Origin of the sequence: Pseudarthrobacter sp. NPDC055928 (assembly GCF_042270935.1) — a bacterium.
Taxonomy (GTDB): Bacteria; Actinomycetota; Actinomycetes; order Actinomycetales; family Micrococcaceae; genus Arthrobacter.
Map to the genome: position 1 here is coordinate 46,910 of NZ_JBHJZH010000005.1, position 17,668 is coordinate 64,577.

17 protein-coding genes are annotated in these 17,668 nt (G+C 63.9%); 7 read left to right on the forward strand and 10 right to left on the reverse strand.

Annotated elements, in window-relative coordinates; all coding sequences use genetic code 11:
• The first annotated feature begins 4 nt into the window (after positions 1–4).
• The 3 genes from ACFC25_RS08475 to ACFC25_RS08485 are packed head-to-tail and all read left to right on the forward strand — an operon-like array spanning position 5 to position 3,311.
• Positions 5–934 carry a carbohydrate ABC transporter permease gene (locus ACFC25_RS08475; RefSeq protein WP_376044768.1) on the forward strand — a complete coding sequence of 310 codons (930 nt, stop codon included), beginning with the start codon at positions 5–7 and terminating at the stop codon, positions 932–934.
• The gene (locus ACFC25_RS08480) at positions 931–1,836 is read left to right on the forward strand and encodes a carbohydrate ABC transporter permease (RefSeq protein ID WP_376044769.1); all 906 of its coding nucleotides are present in this window, start codon (positions 931–933) and stop codon (positions 1,834–1,836) included. The genes ACFC25_RS08475 and ACFC25_RS08480 overlap by 4 nt, the downstream gene beginning before the upstream one ends.
• Positions 1,833–3,311 (forward strand): aldehyde dehydrogenase (NADP(+)), encoded by a 1,479-nt coding sequence (locus tag ACFC25_RS08485; RefSeq protein ID WP_376044770.1) that lies wholly within the window; start codon positions 1,833–1,835, stop codon positions 3,309–3,311. Before ACFC25_RS08480 ends, ACFC25_RS08485 begins: the two co-directional genes overlap by 4 nt.
• 40 nt (positions 3,312–3,351) lie before the next feature.
• On the opposite strand, the gene ACFC25_RS08490 is transcribed toward ACFC25_RS08485, so the two are convergent.
• On the reverse strand, positions 3,352–4,077 hold the full coding sequence (locus tag ACFC25_RS08490; RefSeq protein WP_376044771.1) for a TetR/AcrR family transcriptional regulator: 726 nt from the start codon (positions 4,075–4,077) through the stop codon (positions 3,352–3,354).
• 106 nt (positions 4,078–4,183) lie between these two features.
• On the opposite strand from ACFC25_RS08490, the gene ACFC25_RS08495 reads away from it, so the two are divergent.
• Together ACFC25_RS08495 and ACFC25_RS08500 are read left to right on the forward strand one after the other, a co-directional pair.
• Positions 4,184–4,750: a DUF2306 domain-containing protein gene (locus ACFC25_RS08495; protein WP_376044772.1), complete on the forward strand. Its 567-nt coding sequence runs from the start codon at positions 4,184–4,186 to the stop codon at positions 4,748–4,750.
• A gap of 124 nt (positions 4,751–4,874) precedes the next feature.
• The gene (locus ACFC25_RS08500) at positions 4,875–5,156 is read left to right on the forward strand and encodes a hypothetical protein (RefSeq protein ID WP_376044773.1); all 282 of its coding nucleotides are present in this window, start codon (positions 4,875–4,877) and stop codon (positions 5,154–5,156) included.
• Between the two features lie 3 nt (positions 5,157–5,159).
• On the opposite strand, the gene ACFC25_RS08505 is transcribed toward ACFC25_RS08500, so the two are convergent.
• The 5 genes from ACFC25_RS08505 to ACFC25_RS08525 form a co-directional block, all read right to left on the reverse strand.
• Positions 5,160–5,498, reverse strand: a complete 339-nt coding sequence (locus ACFC25_RS08505) for a hypothetical protein (protein ID WP_337345267.1) — start codon at positions 5,496–5,498, stop codon at positions 5,160–5,162.
• A gap of 214 nt (positions 5,499–5,712) precedes the next feature.
• Positions 5,713–5,934 (reverse strand): helix-turn-helix transcriptional regulator, encoded by a 222-nt coding sequence (locus tag ACFC25_RS08510; RefSeq protein WP_337345266.1) that lies wholly within the window; start codon positions 5,932–5,934, stop codon positions 5,713–5,715.
• Positions 5,934–6,572: a hypothetical protein gene (locus ACFC25_RS08515; RefSeq protein ID WP_376044774.1), complete on the reverse strand. Its 639-nt coding sequence runs from the start codon at positions 6,570–6,572 to the stop codon at positions 5,934–5,936. Before ACFC25_RS08515 ends, ACFC25_RS08510 begins: the two co-directional genes overlap by 1 nt.
• Before the next feature lie 82 nt (positions 6,573–6,654).
• A complete protein-coding gene (locus ACFC25_RS08520) occupies positions 6,655–7,530 on the reverse strand; it encodes an NAD-dependent epimerase/dehydratase family protein (protein WP_376044775.1) in 876 nt (291 codons plus the stop codon).
• Between the two features lie 38 nt (positions 7,531–7,568).
• Positions 7,569–10,475: an FAD-binding and (Fe-S)-binding domain-containing protein gene (locus ACFC25_RS08525; RefSeq protein ID WP_376044776.1), complete on the reverse strand. Its 2,907-nt coding sequence runs from the start codon at positions 10,473–10,475 to the stop codon at positions 7,569–7,571.
• Between the two features lie 120 nt (positions 10,476–10,595).
• On the opposite strand from ACFC25_RS08525, the gene ACFC25_RS08530 reads away from it, so the two are divergent.
• Positions 10,596–11,615, forward strand: coding sequence for a sugar-binding transcriptional regulator (locus tag ACFC25_RS08530; RefSeq protein ID WP_376044777.1), 1,020 nt, complete (start codon positions 10,596–10,598; stop codon positions 11,613–11,615).
• Here the strand turns inward: ACFC25_RS08530 and ACFC25_RS08535 are convergent.
• The 4 genes from ACFC25_RS08535 to ACFC25_RS08550 all read right to left on the reverse strand — a co-directional run bounded on the left by ACFC25_RS08535 (position 11,605) and on the right by ACFC25_RS08550 (position 15,468).
• Entirely contained in the window at positions 11,605–12,276 is a 672-nt protein-coding gene (locus ACFC25_RS08535; RefSeq protein WP_376044778.1) for an aspartate/glutamate racemase family protein, read from the reverse strand. The two genes, ACFC25_RS08530 and ACFC25_RS08535, sit on opposite strands and share 11 nt — an antisense overlap.
• A gap of 8 nt (positions 12,277–12,284) precedes the next feature.
• Complete coding sequence (locus ACFC25_RS08540) at positions 12,285–13,196, reverse strand: carbohydrate ABC transporter permease (protein ID WP_376044779.1); 912 nt, start codon at positions 13,194–13,196, stop codon at positions 12,285–12,287.
• Position 13,197: 1 nt separating this feature from the next.
• A complete protein-coding gene (locus tag ACFC25_RS08545; RefSeq protein WP_376044780.1) occupies positions 13,198–14,079 on the reverse strand; it encodes a carbohydrate ABC transporter permease in 882 nt (293 codons plus the stop codon).
• 63 nt (positions 14,080–14,142) lie between these two features.
• Positions 14,143–15,468 carry an ABC transporter substrate-binding protein gene (locus tag ACFC25_RS08550; protein ID WP_376044781.1) on the reverse strand — a complete coding sequence of 442 codons (1,326 nt, stop codon included), beginning with the start codon at positions 15,466–15,468 and terminating at the stop codon, positions 14,143–14,145.
• A gap of 208 nt (positions 15,469–15,676) precedes the next feature.
• On the opposite strand from ACFC25_RS08550, the gene ACFC25_RS08555 reads away from it, so the two are divergent.
• Complete coding sequence (locus ACFC25_RS08555) at positions 15,677–17,665, forward strand: glycoside hydrolase family 127 protein (RefSeq protein WP_376044782.1); 1,989 nt, start codon at positions 15,677–15,679, stop codon at positions 17,663–17,665.
• The last annotated feature ends 3 nt before the right edge of the window (positions 17,666–17,668 follow it).

Consider the following 17,668-nt stretch of genomic DNA (forward strand, 5'->3'; position numbering starts at 1 on the left):
CCCAATGTCAGTCATAGCACCCCCTCGGCCTGCCCGGTCCAAGCATCCGAGCCGGCATGCCAAACTGCGACGTTATTACCCCTATTTCCTCATCGCCCCGGCCGCTGTCCTGACTCTGGTCTTCCTCGTCTACCCGGTGGGCAGTGTCTTTTACTACAGCCTCCAGCATTCGAATGTGACCCAACCCTGGAACGACGGCTTCGCCGGGCTGGAGAACTTCGTTGCCATGGGCTCTGATCCCCTTTTCTGGCGGAGCCTGACCTTTACCGTCCAATGGGTGGCAGTGGAAGTAGGCCTCCAGTTCATTTTTGGCCTCGCCCTGGCCCTCCTGATCAATAAGACGTTCATCGGGCGAGGGCTTGCCCGGTCCCTCGTGTTCTCCCCTTGGGCCGTCTCCGGAATCCTGACCACCACCATCTGGATCCTCATCTACAACCCTTCAACCGGTATTGGCCGCTACTTCGCCGACATCGGCATTGGCGAGTACGGAGTATCGCTGCTTTCAGGCAGTGGGACGACGTTTTGGGCCGTAGTCCTCGCCGAGATGTGGAAGGGCATCCCGTTCTTTGCGATCCTTATCCTGGCGGACCTGCAATCGGTCTCCCTTGAGCTCTACGAATCCGCGGAGGTGGACGGCGCCGGCACGGTCCGGAAGTTCCTGTCCATCACCTGGCCGCACATCAGGCAGGCGGTCATCATCGCCACCCTGCTCCGGGCCGTGTGGGAGTTCAACAATGTTGATCTGCTCTACACCTTGACCGGTGGTGGTCCGGCAAGCTCCACTACCACGCTGCCTCTTTACGTGGCCCAGACTGCCATCCATGACAGGGACTTCGGCTACGGCTCTGCGCTCACCGTCGTCGCGTTCATAATTTTGACCTTCTTCTCGCTGGTCTACCTGCGTATCACCAAGTCCAAAGAGGATGAGAAATGACCTCGTTGCTTCCCAAGGCACCATCGGCCAGAGCACTGGCAGACATTGACAGCGCGCAGGAGGCCCGCCCCGTCAGTCCACTGAAGAAGCGGGCACGCCGCATCGACCGCGTGCTGACCTACTTTCCGTTGGCATTGTTCCTCATCTTTACGCTCGTTCCTTTCTATTGGATGCTGCTGTTTGCCTTCCGGCCTACCGGTTCCACCTCACTGGTGCCGTGGCCAATCACTTTCGAGCACTTCGAAACGGTATGGAACGGCTCGGGATTCGGCATCTACTTCAAGAACAGCCTGTTCGTCGCTGTGATGAGCCTGCTCTGCTCCACCGTCATCGCGCTGCTCGGTGGCTATGCCCTGGCCCGGTTCAGGTTCCGCGGAAAAGCATTGTTCCTGGTAGCCATGCTCTGCACGCAGTTCGTTCCCGGAGCCATGATGCTGATCCCGCTGTTTGAGATCTTCAACGCGGTGGGCCTGACCAACAGCCTGTGGAGCCTCATCATCTCTGATACCGTGTTCCACCTTCCGCTGTCCCTGATCCTGATGGCCGGATTTATCCGGAATGTTCCCATGGAACTGGAGGAAGCCGCGTGGGTGGACGGGTGCACTCGAATCCAGGCTTTCCGGCTTGTGGTCCTGCCGCTCCTGAAGCCGGGAATCGTTGCTGTAGGTTCCTTTGCCTTCATCAGCGCTTGGAACAACTTCCTTTTCGCCATCATGTTTATCAGCAGCCAGGACCGTTTTACCGTGCCCGTCGGGCTCAGCTATCTGCTCGGAGAATTCGGTGCCGACTTTGGGGCCCTCGCCGCAGGCGGGGTCATCGCCATCATCCCGGTGGTCCTCCTGTTTGCTTACGTGCAGAAGTTCCTTGTCCAGGGTCTTAGTGCCGGTGCCGTCAAGGGATGAACCCGGCGACGGATCACCCTGCTGACCCTCTCAGGACCTCGGCTGTGGCCGATTCCACTCCGGCTGAAGTGACCGCCGCATGTTCGGCAGCGGCTGATGCCGCTGCCGAACTCGGTGGCTCTCTCCGATCTCAGCGGTCGGCTTTCCTTAACGAGCTGGCTAACGAACTGGAGCAAAACCGGGAAGCGTTAGAGGGCGCCGCTGCGAGGGAAACCTCGCTTGCCGCCAGTCGCCTTTCCATCGAATTAGCGCGGACTGCGCGGCAAGCACGCCTTTTTGCGGAAGTACTCGACGACGGCGGGTACCTGGAGGCCGCCATCGACCATGCGACGGCCACCACACCGGATACGCGCCTCACGCGGATTCCGCTCGGACCTGTGGCAGTCTTCGGGGCGGGCAACTTTCCGCTGGCTTTCGGGGTGCCCGGCGGAGATACTGTTTCCGCCCTCGCCGCAGGGTGTCCCGTCGTCGTCAAAGTCCATCCCGGACATCCGCACACGAGCCAGCTGGCCTTTGAGGCGATCCAGCTGGCAGCGGCCAAGTCCGGCATGCCGCCCGGCACCATTGCCCTTGTCTCGGGAATGGAAGCGGGGCGCAACCTGGTTATGGATCCGAACATCCAAGCCGTCGGCTTCACCGGATCCACCACAGCAGGGCGGATCCTTTTTGATCTCGCGTCATCCCGCCCCTCGCCGATCCCCTTCTATGGTGAATTGGGTAGCCTTAACCCGCTGGTAGTAACAGCGGCCGCAGCCCAGGCGCGACCACGTGGGATCACAGCCCAACTGGCATCGTCCATCACCAGCAGCGTCGGGCAATTGTGCACCAAGCCGGGCCTCATCTTCATTCCCTACGAGGCTGGCGACGCCTTGGTGGCCAGTCTCGCGGAAGCGGTGAGGAAAGCACCAGCATTGGCCATGCTGAACGAAGGCATCATGCAACGCTTCAACGATAGCGTCGAGGACTGGAACGCTGCCGGGGCAGTATCAGTCCTTGTCGACAGCCAGCAGGGCGGTCCGGCCGGCGCCCACCTCGTCAGCGTCGACATAGGCCGGCTCACGGGTCCCTTGCTGGAGGAGGCCTTCGGACCCGCGGCGGTCATCGTCAGGTACAGCACCCAGCAACAGGTCATTAACACTCTCCGGTCAATGGGTGGACAGCTCACAGCAACCCTGCTTTGTGAAGAGGCAGAAACGGACGCACTGCAGCCCATCGCCCAAGCCATGACGAGCCGTGCCGGGCGGCTCGTCTTCAACGACATGCCCACGGGAGTCGCCGTCTCGTGGTCGATGACCCACGGCGGCCCTTACCCTGCAACCACGAATTCAGGGCACACGTCCGTGGGGAGCGCGGCAATCAAACGATGGCTTCGACCAGTGACCTACCAGAACGCGCCGGACACGCTCCTGCCGCCAGAACTGCGGGAAGAATCGTGCGGCATCCCACGTCGACTCAACGGCTCAATGACCAGGTAGTGAGCTGATCCGGCGACAGGGGTTGCCTCGGCCGCGCTGATTACTTCCCACCCCGCTTCTGGGCCGCTGAACTCCACTCCAGCCGCTGCAGGCGTTCAAAGCCGTCCAGCATCAGGTCGAGGGCGAACTCGAACTCAAACTGGTCGTCGCAGCCGTAGCTGACCACGGAGCCGTCGTCGTGTTGGGCCGCGGTGGCGACCTGGAGGATGTTCGGATACCGTTCCGCCATCTCCTGAACCATGGCGGCCTGCGCTTCGGGAGGTACCGCAGCCTCCGCGCCGCGGCCGGCGGCGTCGTCGAACAGTTCCTGGGTGAAGCCCCACATCCGGCTCCCCAGCGCGTGCATCACGTGATGCGTGAGATCAACGGAGAAGCCTCCGGCCAGGAACATCCCGATGACTTCATCCGTGTACGTGAGGACCGCGGGGGTTCGATTGGTGCGGGTCTCCAGCGCGTGACGCGCCCAAGGATGCCGCAACAGCGTCTGGCGGGCGGAGAGCACGCGAAGCCGAACGGCGTCCCTCCAGCCGGCGTCGGCGGAGACGGGGGCGATCTCGTCGATAACGGCGTCCACCATGCCGTCAAGGAGTTCATCCTTGTTGGCGACGTGTTTGTAGAGCGCCATCGGCACCACTCCGAGGTCCTCGGCGAGCCGGCGCATGCTCAGCGCATCGAGGCCAGCCTTGTCGGCGAGCGCGACGGCGGCCTCCAGCACGCGGCCCCTGTTCAGTGGGATCCGGCGCGAGGTTTCCAGCTGCTGGGTCATCCGGACCACCCTTCCTTACACATTTTCCCTTGACAAGTGTACGCCGTACACCTACCGTTAGGCGCATTAGGTGTACGCCGTACACCATAGATTCAGAGGAACCGAAATGACGACGTTATTTTCGCCCGCCACTCCGACGACACGACGACGCCGGGCGCAGTGGCCCGTGCCCGTCGGGCTGATCCTCCTCAGCCTCATCCCGGTTGCGGCCGGCGCCGTACGGATGACGGAACTGACCGGCGGTGCCGCCATTACACCCCAGAACGCCCGGTTTTTCGCGTCCCCCGTCCCGGTCGTGATCCACATCATCAGCGTGACGGTCTACAGCCTCCTCGGCGCCTTCCAGTTCGTTCCCTCCCTTCGGGGCAAGCGCGGGTGGCATCGCACTGCGGGACTTATCCTGATCCCCGCCGGACTGCTAACGGCCCTGACCGGCCTGTGGATGTCCGCCTTTTATCCGCTTCCCGACGGCGACACGGACGTTCCGCTGCGCCTTCTCTTCGGCTCCGCGATGCTGGTAAGCATGGTGATGGGCGTCCTCGCGATCCGCAGGAGGGACTTCGTCCGGCACAGTGTATGGATGACGCGTGCCTACGCCATTGCCCTGGGGCCGGCACGCAGGCGCTGGTCATCGCCCCGTGGATCCTGCTGGCGGGTCCGCCCAGTGAACTGATCCGGGCGCTGCTCATGGGACTGGCCTGGGTTATCAACGTAGTGGTGGCCGAATACATCATCCACCGCAGGTCCAGGACTGCCGGACCTCAACGGGCGCCGCTCCGGGGGCGGACTGGGAGCAGGTGGCGAACGACGTCGTCGCCATCCTCCGCAACCATGCCGGCCGTCGCCCGCACGACAAAAGCCTCACGGACCTGATCGGTGAACTCGCCACCCGCAGCGATGAATTCCGCAAGCGCTGGCCAAGCACAACGTCCCGGTTCCACCGGACCGGCACCAAGCGGCTGAACCATCCGGTGGTCGGCGAGCTGGAGCTCAGCGACGAGCGCCTCAAACTGCTCGCCAGCTGGGCGGCGAGTCCTGCAAACGAGCTGCCGTGTCGCTTGCGGACTGAGTCCGCCTAAGGGCTACTGGCAGAGCTGGGAGAAAGTGGTTCCGGCCTTCTGGTAGGCCTCCTGCATCCCCGCGAGCTTTCCCTCGTCCGGGCTCTCCTTGGCAGATTCATCCGTGTAGTCGAGAATCGCCTGAACGGACGGCTTGAGGTCATCCGATGCCCCGTTCAGGATGGGACGCAGGCGGTTGCCGAGGATGATCATTCCGGTCTTGCCGGCGTTGGCGCTGGTGTCCGAACCAACGATCCTGATCCGTTCGCAGGTCTGTTCTGTGGTCAGCTGCGTCGGTGCGGCACAAGCGGAAGCAGAGACGAGGAGCGCAGCGGCGAGCACGGCCGTAGTGAGTTTCTTCATGGTTCCCTTGATAGGTGGCTTACATCGATTGTAAGCAGAAGCTACGGGCCAGCGGGCACATAAAGTAGACCGGACTGGACCACGCGACCGTGGTGGCCGTGTCCGGGTCAACCGTAAGCGATCGAGCGGACCATGCTCGGTCCGGAGTTCGCACTGGTCTTCTGCATCTGCAGACGTGTCCGTCATCATTTCATCCTTTTTAGGCAGCTCGCCATCAGAGTTCCGTGACCAGCAGTTCCCCTACCTCACAGTCCAGGACCTGGCAGATGGCTGTCAGCGTGGAGAACCTGATCGCCTTCGCCCGGTCATTCTTCAGCACGGACAGGTTCACTAGACTCACTCCAACGCGCCTGCTCAGTTCGGTCAGCGTCATTCCGCGCTGCTCCAGCAACTCGTCGAGCCGGCAGTGAATGCCCGTGGAATCTTCCGCTGGCATCAGACCAGGCCCTCGGTGTCTTTCTGCAGGCGGCCGCCGAACTGGAAGACCGCGGCAACCAGGATCAGCACAATCCCGGCCATGAGCGGCCCAACGTTGAAATTTGCGCTGAACATGATGCTTTCCCCAGCGCCGCCCTGGTTCGCGCCGATAGCCTGGGCCACCCGGTGCCGGCCGGCGGAGTCAAGACCCTGGCCAAGCGTGCCGGCCACGGCCAGTACCACCCCGCACGCTCCGATGATCCACACGGAGCCGGCCGTGAACAGATTCTCGCCCCGAAGCCGGAATGCGAGCACGAACAGCAGGGCAAGGACGGCCAGGATACCGACGAGGTTCAGAACCCCCGCCCACGCCAGGAGGGTGGCCTCGGTGAGGGGCAGCGCAGGGATGGTGGCTTCGATGGAGGCGAAATGTGCTTCCGCTCCGAGGCGCAGCCCAGTGGCGGCCTGGTGCGTGGTGGCCAGGGGAAAGGTCAGCGTCACAGGGCCGGCAAAGTAGGCCATGATGTTGGAGACGCCCGCAGCAGTAGCGGCAATGGCAGCGACGGCGGCTGCGAACATCACCCATAGAGCCTCGGCCCTGGACACCACTTTCTTGTTGCGTGGCGTTATTTGGGCGTCGCCCATGGCCTCGTTCATGATTTCCCCCAATAAGTTATTGACTATCGATAATATCGATAAGCGATAACCTAGTGATGGCGACGCGGAAGGTCAAGGGCACCTATGACGGATGGCCCTCTCCCCTTCCTTCGTGTAACGCATATTCGTCCCGCCACAGGTGCTCGGGTTTGTATCCAAGCCGGCTGCGCGCCTTATCGATGGACATCAGCGTTTCAAACTCCCCCAGCTCCGGGCGGAGCGGAACGCCCGGAAAGTGGAGGGCGGCAAGCTCGGCGGTGGGGATTGCACTTCCCGTATCCGAGGCCGCAACGTCGTAGATTTCAAAGCCAGGTGCCGCGTGTTCGAGGGCGAGGGCCACGGCGGCCGCCCCGTCCCTTGAATCGACGTAGCTGAAAAGCAGGTCACGCCGATACGCGGGATCCGGAGCGTTCGCGAAGGTGCCATACTCGCCCGGAGCCACCACATTGGTGAACCGGAGCGAAGTGATGCTCATGCCCGGCTCCCAGCGGACGAGTTGCGCCCACATCGCTTCCTCCGCCACCTTAGCCAAGGCGTAGGTGTTGTTCGCGGCTGTCGTGGCCTCGTCGATGGGCAGCGCGGCAGGCGGTTCGTCGAAAGGGAATCCCATGGCGGTGATGCTTGAGGCCGTGACGATCCTGCGTATGCCTGCCCGCATGGCCGCGTGAACCACGTTGAAGCTGACGGTCATGTTGTTCTGGAAAGTTGCTGCGTCGGGAACAAGTCCGTTCACCGGGATGGCCGCGAGGTGCACCACCGCGTCAAGCCCTGCGTGACGGGCAGTGACGCCGATCAGGCTGTCCAGCGTTTGCCCGTAGTCGGCGAGGTCCACGCGGGTGAATCCCGTGCCGGCAGTGCCCGTGAGGTCGAATCCCGCGACGGTGTGCCCCTCCGTGCGAAGCCGGTCAACGGTGGCCCGCCCCAGCTTGCCTGAGCTGCCGGTGACTGCGATGTGCATATCAAGCCCTTCTGTTCGTGGATCTGGAGCGCGGGCGGCTAGGCCCTGGTCCGCTCCTCAAGGATTTCGAGAATGTGCCGGTATTCCTTGCCGGTGGCGCGGCTCATGCCAATCTCGCACGTGCGGTTGCAGGAGGCATGTGCCTCGAAGTCTCCGCCAACCACCTCTGCCGCCTCGGCCCTGGTGGCAGAGCCGGTAAGTTCCGGGTGCAGCATTCCCCTGTCGCCGGCAAACCCGCAGCAGGCCCAGGAATCCGGCACGACGGCCTTACCGGAAACAGCCTCGGCAAGCGTGCGCAGTCCCTCGTTGGTCCCGAGGCGCGTACTCGCGCACGTGGGATGAAGGACCAACGAGGACACCGGTTCCTGCACCCGAAGGTGTGGAAGCAGTTCGGCGGCTGCGAAGTCCACGGAATCGATGACCCGCAGCGGCACGGGTTCACCGGACCCGTAAACCTTGGCGAGCGCATGCAGCAGGCCCTCCGTGCAGGACGAATTGTCGGTCACCACCGACAACCTCCCGCCGTCGGACGCTGCCATCAGGCTGGCCACGGTCCTCTCGGCCATCGCGGCAAACCCGTCCGCCAGGCCCTTGGACTTCCAGGGCGTACCGCAGCACAGGGCGTCAACGCCGGGCGGAATGACGACGGCGACACCCGCCCGGGCGCACAGCCGGCGGAACGCCTCGGCTGCTCCGACGCCGCCCTCCGCGGGCCCGAACATGGAACCTGTGCAGGAGGCAAAGAACACCGCCTGCGCCGGCTTTCCAGCCGCTGGACGGTCCGCGTGGGCGCGCCTGCTGCCGCCGGCAGGAAGGTCGCCGGTCCAACGCGGCACCACATCGGCGCCGAGTACGGCGCGTGCTGCTTCGCTGGCCCCGCGGACGAGGGGAGCCGGCAGCCACGCCGCCACGGTCAGGGCTGTCGCTGCCACCCGCGTGACCGGCTCCCACTGTCCGGCAACTGCGCGGCCTGCTGCCTGGGTGAACCGCGAAGCGTCCTGTTCGCGCAGGCGCCGGACAAGGTCGCCCGTATTAATCGACACCGGACACGCTGTCTGGCACATCCCGTCGACGGCGCAGGTCTCCACTGAGTTATAGGTCTCGCCGCGCGCGAGTTCCGTGTCGAGCGCGGCGTCCCCCCGGGCGCTAGCTGCAGCCCGGGCCCGGCGGACCGCGATGCGCTGACGCGGCGTGATGGTGATGTCCCGGCTGGGGCACACCGGCTCGCAATAGCCGCACTCGACGCAACGGTCCACTTCCGGCTCAACGACGGGAGTCAGCTTCAGGTGCGCCAGGTGCGATTCTGCGTCGTCGACGATCAGCACACCCGGGTTGAGGATCCCGGCAGGGTCACAGAGCCGCTTGACCTCCAGCATGACCTGGTAGAGCCGCCGGCCGAACTGCCGTTCGACGAAAGGGGCCATGATCCGGCCGGTGCCGTGCTCGGCCTTGAGGGTGCCGCCAGCGTCCAGGACCAGCTCCACCAGGTCTTCGGTGAAGGCCCGCTGGCGCTCAACCGCGCCGTCGGCCGTGAAATCTTCGGTGATGAGGAAGTGGATGTTGCCGTCCTTCGCATGGCCGAAGATCACGGCGTCGCCATACCCGTACTGCGCAAAAAGGCGTTGGAGGGAAGCACAGGTCGGCGCGAGCAATGGGACAGGCACCGCAATGTCCTCCAGCAGTGCCGTGGTGCCGGGTCGCCGGGCGCCGGCAACGGCTGCGTACAGCCCCTTCCGCGCATGCCATAAATGGGCCCGCTGTTTCGGGTCGGCGGTCGGTTCAAACGACGGGGCACCGGCAGTCACCAAGGCTGCGCGCGCGTTCCCGAGACGCTCGTCGAGTTCGTCGTCATCCTGCCCCTGGTACTCGATGAGGAGAGCAGCGTGGGAGGCGATGTCCACACTGGCGAGGATGTCTGCGGTGGCCGGATCGTTTTGAACAACACGCAGCGACGCGGCGTCCAGCAGCTCAATGGTGGCAGCCTCGGTACCCACGAGGACGGGCAGGATGCCCGTGGCCTGATCCAGGTCATCGAAGATCACCAGGGCGGTGGCCGCACACTGTGAAATCGGCACGGTATCGAATTCAACCTCGGCAATGAAGCCCAGCGAGCCTTCGCTCCCCACCATCAAGTGGGCCAGGATCTCCACCGGCGCGTCGAAATCGAGGAACGAGTTCAGTCCGTAGCCCATCGTGTTCTTGCCGCGGTACTGGCGCCGGATCTCCGCCGAAAGCTCGGAGTCGGCCATGATTTCGTCGCGGAGTTTGGCGAGGCCGGAGTGCAGGGACGGTTCGGCAGCGGCCAGCCTTTCGTCCGCGTCCGCAAGGGAGGTATCCACCACCGTTCCGGACGCCAGCACGAACCTCAGTGAGCGTAGTGTCCGGTAGGAGTTGAACTCCGTGCCGCACGCCATGCCGCTGGAGTTGTTCGCCACCACGCCGCCCACAGTTGCCGCGATCTCGCTGGCCGGGTCGGGCCCGAGCTTCCGGCCGTGACGGAGGAGCCTCGCGTTGACCTGGCGGACGGTGGCGCCAGGCTGGACGACGACAGTACTGCCGTCAACTGCGGCGCGGATGTCCCGGAAAGCGCCCCTGACATCGATCAGCAGATCCTCGCCCGACGCCTGGCCGGACAGGCTGGTTCCCCCGGAGCGGAGCGTGATGGAGCGATGGTGGTCATGGGCGTAACGGAAAGCGGCCGAAACATCCTCAAGCGAGCGTGCACGCACCACAGCCGCCGGCGTGAGCAGGAAGTGGGAGGCATCGACGCCGGCCACAACGCGATCGAAGACCTCGACGCTAACGTCCGCGCCCGCCGTCGGACGGTGTCCTTGTCCCGGCAAATCGCCGCTTCCACCAGCTAGCGCCGCGCTGAGCGAGGACGCCAGGTCGCGGTCGCCGGACTTCACGTCCGCTCGGTCTGCCGTGCCATCACGGTGCAACACTTGCATAATCTATCACTTCCGAATTATGATACACTCTTTATAAATCTGCATGGATTGTTCCAGCTCTTGGGATCAAGGGGACGCCTCCTGCAGAACCGCCATCCCTGATCGGAGCCTCCCGTGGCAAATGGCCGAAGCGCCGCCCCCGTTGACGGGCAAGTCCGCCTCCTGACCAAGGTGGCGCGGATGTACCACGAGCGCGGGATCCGCCAGGCGGACATCGCCACAGCGCTGAACATTTCCCAGGCCAAGGTCTCCCGCCTGCTGAAGCGCGCGGTCACCCAGGGAATCGTCCGGACCACCGTCATGGTCTCCCCCGGCGTCTACTCGGATCTCGAGGAGCGCCTGGAGGCGAAGTTCGGTCTGCTGGAAGCTGTGGTCGTGGATATCGAGAGCGACGACGACGAACGGGCCGTCCATTCTGCGCTCGGGGCGGCAGCAGGCAGCTACCTCGAAGCTACTCTCGGCGGCGGGGACCGCATCGGCATCTCCTCGTGGAGCCAGACGCTGCTCGCCCTCGTGGACCGCATGCGGCCTTTCAACGTTGGCGGCGCCACCCAGGTTGTCCAGCTTCTTGGCGGGATCGGCACCCCCGAAGTTCAGAACATGGCCCAGCGGCTGGTCGGCGAGTTTGCGCGGATGCTCGGCGCGGAGCCGGTTTACGTTCCCGCCCCCGGCGTGGTGGCTGACCGCGCCATCAGGGACAGCCTCCTCCAGGAAGCCGCGCTCACCGAGGTGGCGCGGCGCTGGAACGAACTCACCATGGCAATAGTGGGCATCGGCAGCATCGAACCGTCCAACCTGCTGGCCGAAAGTGGAAACGCCTTCTCCCCGGAGGACCGCGAACGGCTGCTGACCGAAGGGGCCGTCGGCGATATCTGTCACCACGTCTTCACCGCAGACGGGACGGCAGTCACGGGTGACCTTGCTGCACGCACCATCTCGATTCCGGTGGAGAACTTCCTATCCATCCCCCGCCGCATTGGCATTGCCGGTGGCCTGCGCAAGCGCGAACCCATCCGCGGAGCCCTGGCCGGCGGCTGGGTCAACGTCCTCATCACCGACATCCACACCGCTGAGGCCCTCGTCGGAGAAGAGACCAGCGGCGCCGAAACCGAAAACCGGGAGCTCACCGCTTAGCAGGGAGCGACGCGAGCAACTGGTGAAGGCGCCTGACGCCCGATTCCAGGCTTGTCAGCACCGGTACCGCCACTTCGCAGCCGTCGGCGGCACTTGCCATCGATGCCTGGGCCAGGACCACCACATCTGAGTCTTCTGCGGCATCCCGGATAGCCGCCGCGACCTTGAGGTCGTGGCTTGGGCGGTCACCCGAAGCGACAGCCGCAAAGGCACCCTCGACCACTACGCTCCGGATGGTGGGCGTAAGCCCGGCTACCCTGGCCCGCTCGGCAATGAGACGGGAGGTGGGCCCGCACGTCGTCGGGAGGGTGGCCAGCACGGTGATCCTGGCACCGGTCGCCACCGCTTCGTCGGCCATGGCCTCATCGATGCGCAGGATGGGGATGCCCACCTCAGCCGAAACGGACGCGGCGAGTTCGGAAATGGACGAGCACGTCAGCATGATGGCCTCGGCGCCGGCATCTGCCGCCGCCTTCGCAAGTCCGGCGACGCGGCGCGGCACCGAACCGGACATCTCCGGGTCGCTGAGGTCAGCCACGATACGGTCGTCCAGGTAGTTGATGGCCGTGACGCCGGGCAGTTCCCGCTTGACCAGTTCCATCACGGGACCGATCACCACCGCACCCGTGTGCAGCAGGGCAATCCTGGGGGTCTCACTCATTCGGTCGCCTATCCCTTCACTGAACCGGCGGCCATGCCGGCCATGATCTTTTTGTTGAGGAACACAAACACGATCAACAACACCACGATATTGATGCTCACAGCCGCAAAAAGCGGTCCGTACTGCGTCGAGCCGTACTGGTCGCTAAGGCTCAGCAGCCCCACCTGGATGGTGGCCAGATCCGGCCTGGTGGTGAAGGTCAGCGCGATGAGCAGGTCATTCCACACGCTGAAGAACTGGACCAGGCCGATGGTCAGGATCGAGTTGCGCATCATCGGCAACCCGATCACAAAGAAGGAGCGCAGCGGGCTGGAGCCGTCAACAGTGGCGGCCTCGAAGATCTCTCGCGGGATGGACCTGAAATAGGCAGCCATCAGGAAGGTGGTCAGCGGCAGGCCCATCACCGTATAGGTGATGATGAGCGGCCAGAGCGAGTCCGTCAGCCCCGCCCGGAAGTACACCGTGAACAGCGGCACCAGGATCATCTGCCCCGGAACCATAATGCCGGCAAGGATGTAGAGCAGCGTGCCCTTCCGGCCCTTCCAGACCAGCACCTCCAGGGCGTAGCCTGCCGCCACGCCGATCAGCACAATAAGCGCCACCGACGGAATCGTCACCAGGATGCTGTTGAGGTAGTTCCGCGACACGTTGCCGTTGTTCAGGGCGGTGGTGTAGTTGTCGAAAATCCAGTTCTCGGGCAGCGACAACGCCGGGTTGGACAGGAACTCGGACTGCGTCTTGAACGAACCAAGCACCATCCAGACCTGCGGGTAAAGCACCACCACCACCACGATCGTGACGATGATCCACACGGGAAGGCGCTTAATGGCGCGGCGGGCCCGACGGCGGTCGCGGAGGGGTTGTTCCGAACGCACCAGCGGCACGGCGGGCGGGTTTTCAAGCTGTGGTTGGACGGTCATCTCAGTCCTCCGCCTTGCGTTGGGACGATCGGAAAATCGCGAGGGTGAAGACAAGGCACAGGAGCGTCAGGACCAGGGCGATGGTGCTGCCATAGCCATACTCCGCATACTCGAATGCTGTCCGGTACATGTAAAGGGTCAACGGCGCGGTAGAGGTTCCGGGGCCGCCGTTGTTCAGGGCAAGCAGGCTGTCGAAGACCTTCAGCGTCGCGTTGAGGCTGAAGATGATCGAGGACAGCAGAATGGGCAATGACAGCGGCACCACGATGTGCCGCACCAGCTTGAGCCCGTTGGCGCCATCGAGCTTCGCCGATTCGAGAATCTCGTCGGGAATGTCGAGCAGTCCTGCGTAGAGGAGGATCGCGTAGAAGCCCATGGAACCCCAAAGCGTCATGGCGAGCGCGGTGGCCATGGTTCCCGAGGTGGTGGCGAGGAACTCCACGCTCTCTCCGCCAAAGAAGTTGATGAGGTCGTTGACGGGGCCCTGGTTGTCGCCCACGGCCACAAAGCTGCGGAACAGCAGGGCGACGGCGACCGTCGGCAGGATCGCCGGGAAAAAGACGATCGTGCGGAGCAGCGATGAACCTTTGCGCAGGACAAAGACGTAGAGGAGGGCCAGCATGTACCCCAGCAGGATCTGGCCTACGGTGGCGACGATCGCGAAGAACACGCTGACCCCCAGGGACTGCAGCGCTGCCTCGTCCGTGAAGAACTTGGTGAAGTTTTCGACTCCAACAAACTCGAAGCCGCGAAGGGTGTTCCCCTCAAAGAAGGACAGGCCGAGGGACCAGGCCACGGGGCCAATCTTCAGCAGTGTGTACAGCAGGAGGGCTGGAGCCAAGAGGATGATAATCGTCTTGCGGTCTCCGAACACCGAGTTCATAGTTCAAACCTTTCGTCGGCAGAAGGCCCGGCCACCCGGAGTGGGCGGCCGGGCCAAACCGAATCAGCGAGCAGCGTCAACGCTCTTCTGAAGGGCGCTCATGTAGTCCTCGGCCGACATCTGGCCGGTGGTGAGCAGGGAGACGTTGGTCGATGCCAGTGAGTTGCTCTTCGGGTCCAGCAGCGCCTCGAACCAGAGCACGGGATCCTTGAGTCCGGTGATCTTCTCCTGGATCTGCGAGGTCATGACCGGGAGTTCCTTGACGTCCTCGTTGACCTTGAACCCCGAGATAGTGCCGGAGTCCTTCAGTGCCTGGGCGCCGTAGTTCTCCGAGATGCACTTCAGCCATTCACCGACCTTCGGCCCGAACTGCTTGGGTGACATCGCCATCACAGCGCCCGCGTTGGCGGCAAACTGGTCAATGCTGCCTGAACCGCCCTCGACTGCCGGGAAGGCCATAAAGCCGATGTTGGTATCACCAATGGTGTTCCGCTTGGGGTCATTGATGGAGCTCAGCAGCCAGCTGCCGTCATAGGTCATGGCTGCCTTGCCGGTGAGGAAGAGGTTCGTGGACGTATCGGCGTCGCGGGTGGAGAAGCCCTCGCCCAGGGCGCCGGAAGAAGCAAGTTCCGCCAAGGCCTTTGCCCCTGCCACGTACTTGGGGTCGGTCAGCTTGGCCTTTCCATCCCTGACATCCTTCATCGCATCCGGACCCACATTCCGGAAAATGTACATGCCCATGAGACGGGTCAGCGGCCAACCCGCGGCACCGGCCTGGGTCATCGGCATGACGCCTGCCTGGGCAAGCTTGGCGTGGGCTTCCTTCAGTTCATCCCAGGTCTTGGGCTCCTCGATGCCATTGGCTGCGAAGATCTGCTTGTTGTACCAAATTCCCTCGACGTTGTACTGGTACGGCAGGGAGACCATGCCGCCGTAGACGTTCTCCACCGTGGCGGCGGCCGCGGGCAGAAGCTGCTCCCCGGCGCCCAGCTTCTCCAGCGCTTCCTTGTAATCCAGCACCAGGCTGCCCTTACCCAGGTCCCCGTCCGGGCGGACCATGGCGGTGCCCGCGATGAAGTGGGCCGGCAGGGCGCCCTGGCCGGCAAGAAGCGTGACCTTCTGTACGACGTCGGCCTGTGCGACCTTCTGGTGTTCAATCGGGAGCGCCGCGTTCTCTGCCGAGCAGGCGCCCTTGGCCAGCGCATCAAGGGTGGCCGGAAGGGCTTTGTTCTCGTTCGCCGTCAGAATGGTGAAGCTGCTGGGGTCGGTGCCGGTGCTCCCGGCCGTGCTGCCGGCATCCTGTGGTGATCCGCCACATGCAGAGAGCGGCGTAAGTGCGAGTGCGACGGCCGTTGCCACCATCACTCGACGACTGCGGATTGCTTTCATGACGTCCTCCTTGACGGCTGCCATTCGGTGGCAGCGAACCTCTGATCGATGCGTTTTCAATCAGGAGTGAGAGATTATTCAGCCCCTCGTTCGTGTTGAGCGTATCACATTCTTCCCGTATTGTGAATATTCATTCGAGTTTGAGATAATAATCAGCAGCGGACGCAGGCAGCCACCTGGCAAGGGATTCGACGATGAGGACGACACCATGAAAAGCAGTACAGCGAAGCGGCACCATGCACCGCTCACAGCGCTCGACGCAGCAAATGTCGTGTGGGCCGGCGGCTTCTGGGGCGGTGAGCTTGAGCGCACACGGACCGTGACAGTGCCGGGCATGTGGGCTTCACTCAGCAACCCGGACGTCAGCCCGGGCTGGCGGAACTTCCTCATCGCGGCGGGCGATGCCGAAGGCCAGCACGAAGGCCCGCCGTTCCTCGACGGGGACCTCTACAAGTGGCTCGAGGCCGCCATTAGCCTCCTGGAGACGTCGCCTGATGCAGCCCTCGAAGCGAGCATCAATGACATCGCAACGAAAATCGCCTCCGTTCAGCGCGGCGACGGATACCTCCACACACCAACGCGCATTGCCGAGCGCAACCACGAGCAGGCGCAGGCCCTGGCCGACCGCTTCAACTTCGAGACGTACAACCTCGGCCACCTCATCACCGCAGGAGTACGCCACCACCGGGTCACTGGCAGCACCGTCCTGCTCGACGCCGCCGAGCGGGCCGCCGGATTCCTCGAAGACCTGGCCACCAACCACACGGACCAGCTCGCGCGCAGCGCGATCTGCCCCTCGCACTATATGGCGGTCATTGAGCTCTACCGCGCCACCGGCAATGAACGCTACCTTCGACTGGCAGAGTCGTTCGTCGCCGTGCGGGACGACTTTGAGGGCGGCGACGATAATCAGGACCGGGTCCGGGTACGCGAGCAGAAAGTCGTGGCGGGCCACGCAGTGCGGGCCAACTATCTGTATGCCGGGCTGGCGGACCTTGTTGCCGAGACGGGCGACCCCGAGCTGACTGACGTGCTCGAACGCCTCTGGAGGGACGTCGTCGACACGAAGCTCTACATCACCGGTGGCTGCGGTGCGCTGTACGACGGCGCATCGCCGGACGGCAACCCGGAGCAGGGCCAGATCAGCCGGGTGCACCAGGCCTACGGACGCCCTTTCCAGCTGCCGAACACCACTGCCCACAACGAGTCCTGCGCGAACATCGGCATGATCTTCTGGAGTGAGCGGATGCTGGCGCTCACCGGCGATGCGGCCTATGCCGACGTCATCGAGCGCATCGCCTATAACAGCCTTCTCGCGAGCATTAGCCTCGACGGCACGCGTTACTTCTACACCAACCCGCTCCGGCAGGTCCGCGAACTGCCCTTCCCCCTCCGTATGCCCGGAGAAACCGCCCTGCGCCCGGTGCCCGAGCCGCCAGCGTCGGACGAGCGCGTTCGCGCGGAATACATGAGCTGCTTCTGCTGCCCCCCGAACATCGCCCGCACCCTGGCCCAGTTCCATGAACGCGCGATGTCCACCTCGTCAGAAGGCCTGTGGGTCCACCTCTACGGCAGCGCCAACGTCCAGGTGGAGCTTGAGGGCCGAGGATTCGGACTACAGGAAGTGTCTGAGCAACCTTGGGGGGAACGCATCGACTTCACCGTCACGTCGGTGACGGACGGCGGGATTCCACTGAAATTGCGGATCCCCGGCTGGAGCGAAGGAGCCACCATCACCGTCAACGGCGAACCGGCGGCAGCGGGCGAACCCGGGACGTACGCCACGATCGACCGCGAGTGGCAAGCAGGCGATACCGTCTCCCTTGCCTTGCCGATGCCGGTCAAGATGGTGCGCGGACACCGTCTCGCTGAGGAAATCTCCAACCAGGTCGCGGTGACCCGCGGTCCGGTGGTGTACTGCCTCGAAAGCCAGGACCTCCCGGAGGGTGTCCTGTTAGAGCAGGTCGCGCTGCGGCGTGGAACGGACTTCACCCCGGTGGAGCTCGACATCGACGGCCGCCGGATCGTTGCCCTTGAGTGCGAAGCGGTGGTCCTGCCGCCCGCGGCGAGCCAAGGACTCTATGCCGAAGTCGACGGCGCCGAACTCGCCACGGCACGGGTGCGGCTGATTCCCTACTTCACCTGGGGCAACCGCGGAGCATCCGAAATGTCCGTCTGGCTCCCGCTGGCATGGTGACGA

Excerpts from the sequence above, each read along its gene's own strand:
- ACFC25_RS08480 (WP_376044769.1), top strand. The coding sequence starts at position 931 with ATGACCTCGTTGCTTCCCAAGGCACCATCGGCCAGAGCACTGGCAGAC.
- ACFC25_RS08490 (WP_376044771.1), bottom strand. The coding sequence starts at position 4,077 with ATGACCCAGCAGCTGGAAACCTCGCGCCGGATCCCACTGAACAGGGGC.
- ACFC25_RS08505 (WP_337345267.1), bottom strand. The coding sequence starts at position 5,498 with ATGAAGAAACTCACTACGGCCGTGCTCGCCGCTGCGCTCCTCGTCTCT.
- ACFC25_RS08510 (WP_337345266.1), bottom strand. The coding sequence starts at position 5,934 with ATGCCAGCGGAAGATTCCACGGGCATTCACTGCCGGCTCGACGAGTTG.
- ACFC25_RS08545 (WP_376044780.1), bottom strand. The coding sequence starts at position 14,079 with ATGAACTCGGTGTTCGGAGACCGCAAGACGATTATCATCCTCTTGGCT.
- ACFC25_RS08520 (WP_376044775.1), bottom strand. The coding sequence starts at position 7,530 with ATGCACATCGCAGTCACCGGCAGCTCAGGCAAGCTGGGGCGGGCCACC.
- ACFC25_RS08485 (WP_376044770.1), top strand. The coding sequence starts at position 1,833 with ATGAACCCGGCGACGGATCACCCTGCTGACCCTCTCAGGACCTCGGCT.
- ACFC25_RS08515 (WP_376044774.1), bottom strand. The coding sequence starts at position 6,572 with ATGAACGAGGCCATGGGCGACGCCCAAATAACGCCACGCAACAAGAAA.
- ACFC25_RS08540 (WP_376044779.1), bottom strand. The coding sequence starts at position 13,196 with ATGACCGTCCAACCACAGCTTGAAAACCCGCCCGCCGTGCCGCTGGTG.
- ACFC25_RS08495 (WP_376044772.1), top strand. The coding sequence starts at position 4,184 with ATGACGACGTTATTTTCGCCCGCCACTCCGACGACACGACGACGCCGG.
- ACFC25_RS08475 (WP_376044768.1), top strand. The coding sequence starts at position 5 with ATGTCAGTCATAGCACCCCCTCGGCCTGCCCGGTCCAAGCATCCGAGC.
- ACFC25_RS08535 (WP_376044778.1), bottom strand. The coding sequence starts at position 12,276 with ATGAGTGAGACCCCCAGGATTGCCCTGCTGCACACGGGTGCGGTGGTG.
- ACFC25_RS08555 (WP_376044782.1), top strand. The coding sequence starts at position 15,677 with ATGAAAAGCAGTACAGCGAAGCGGCACCATGCACCGCTCACAGCGCTC.
- ACFC25_RS08550 (WP_376044781.1), bottom strand. The coding sequence starts at position 15,468 with ATGAAAGCAATCCGCAGTCGTCGAGTGATGGTGGCAACGGCCGTCGCA.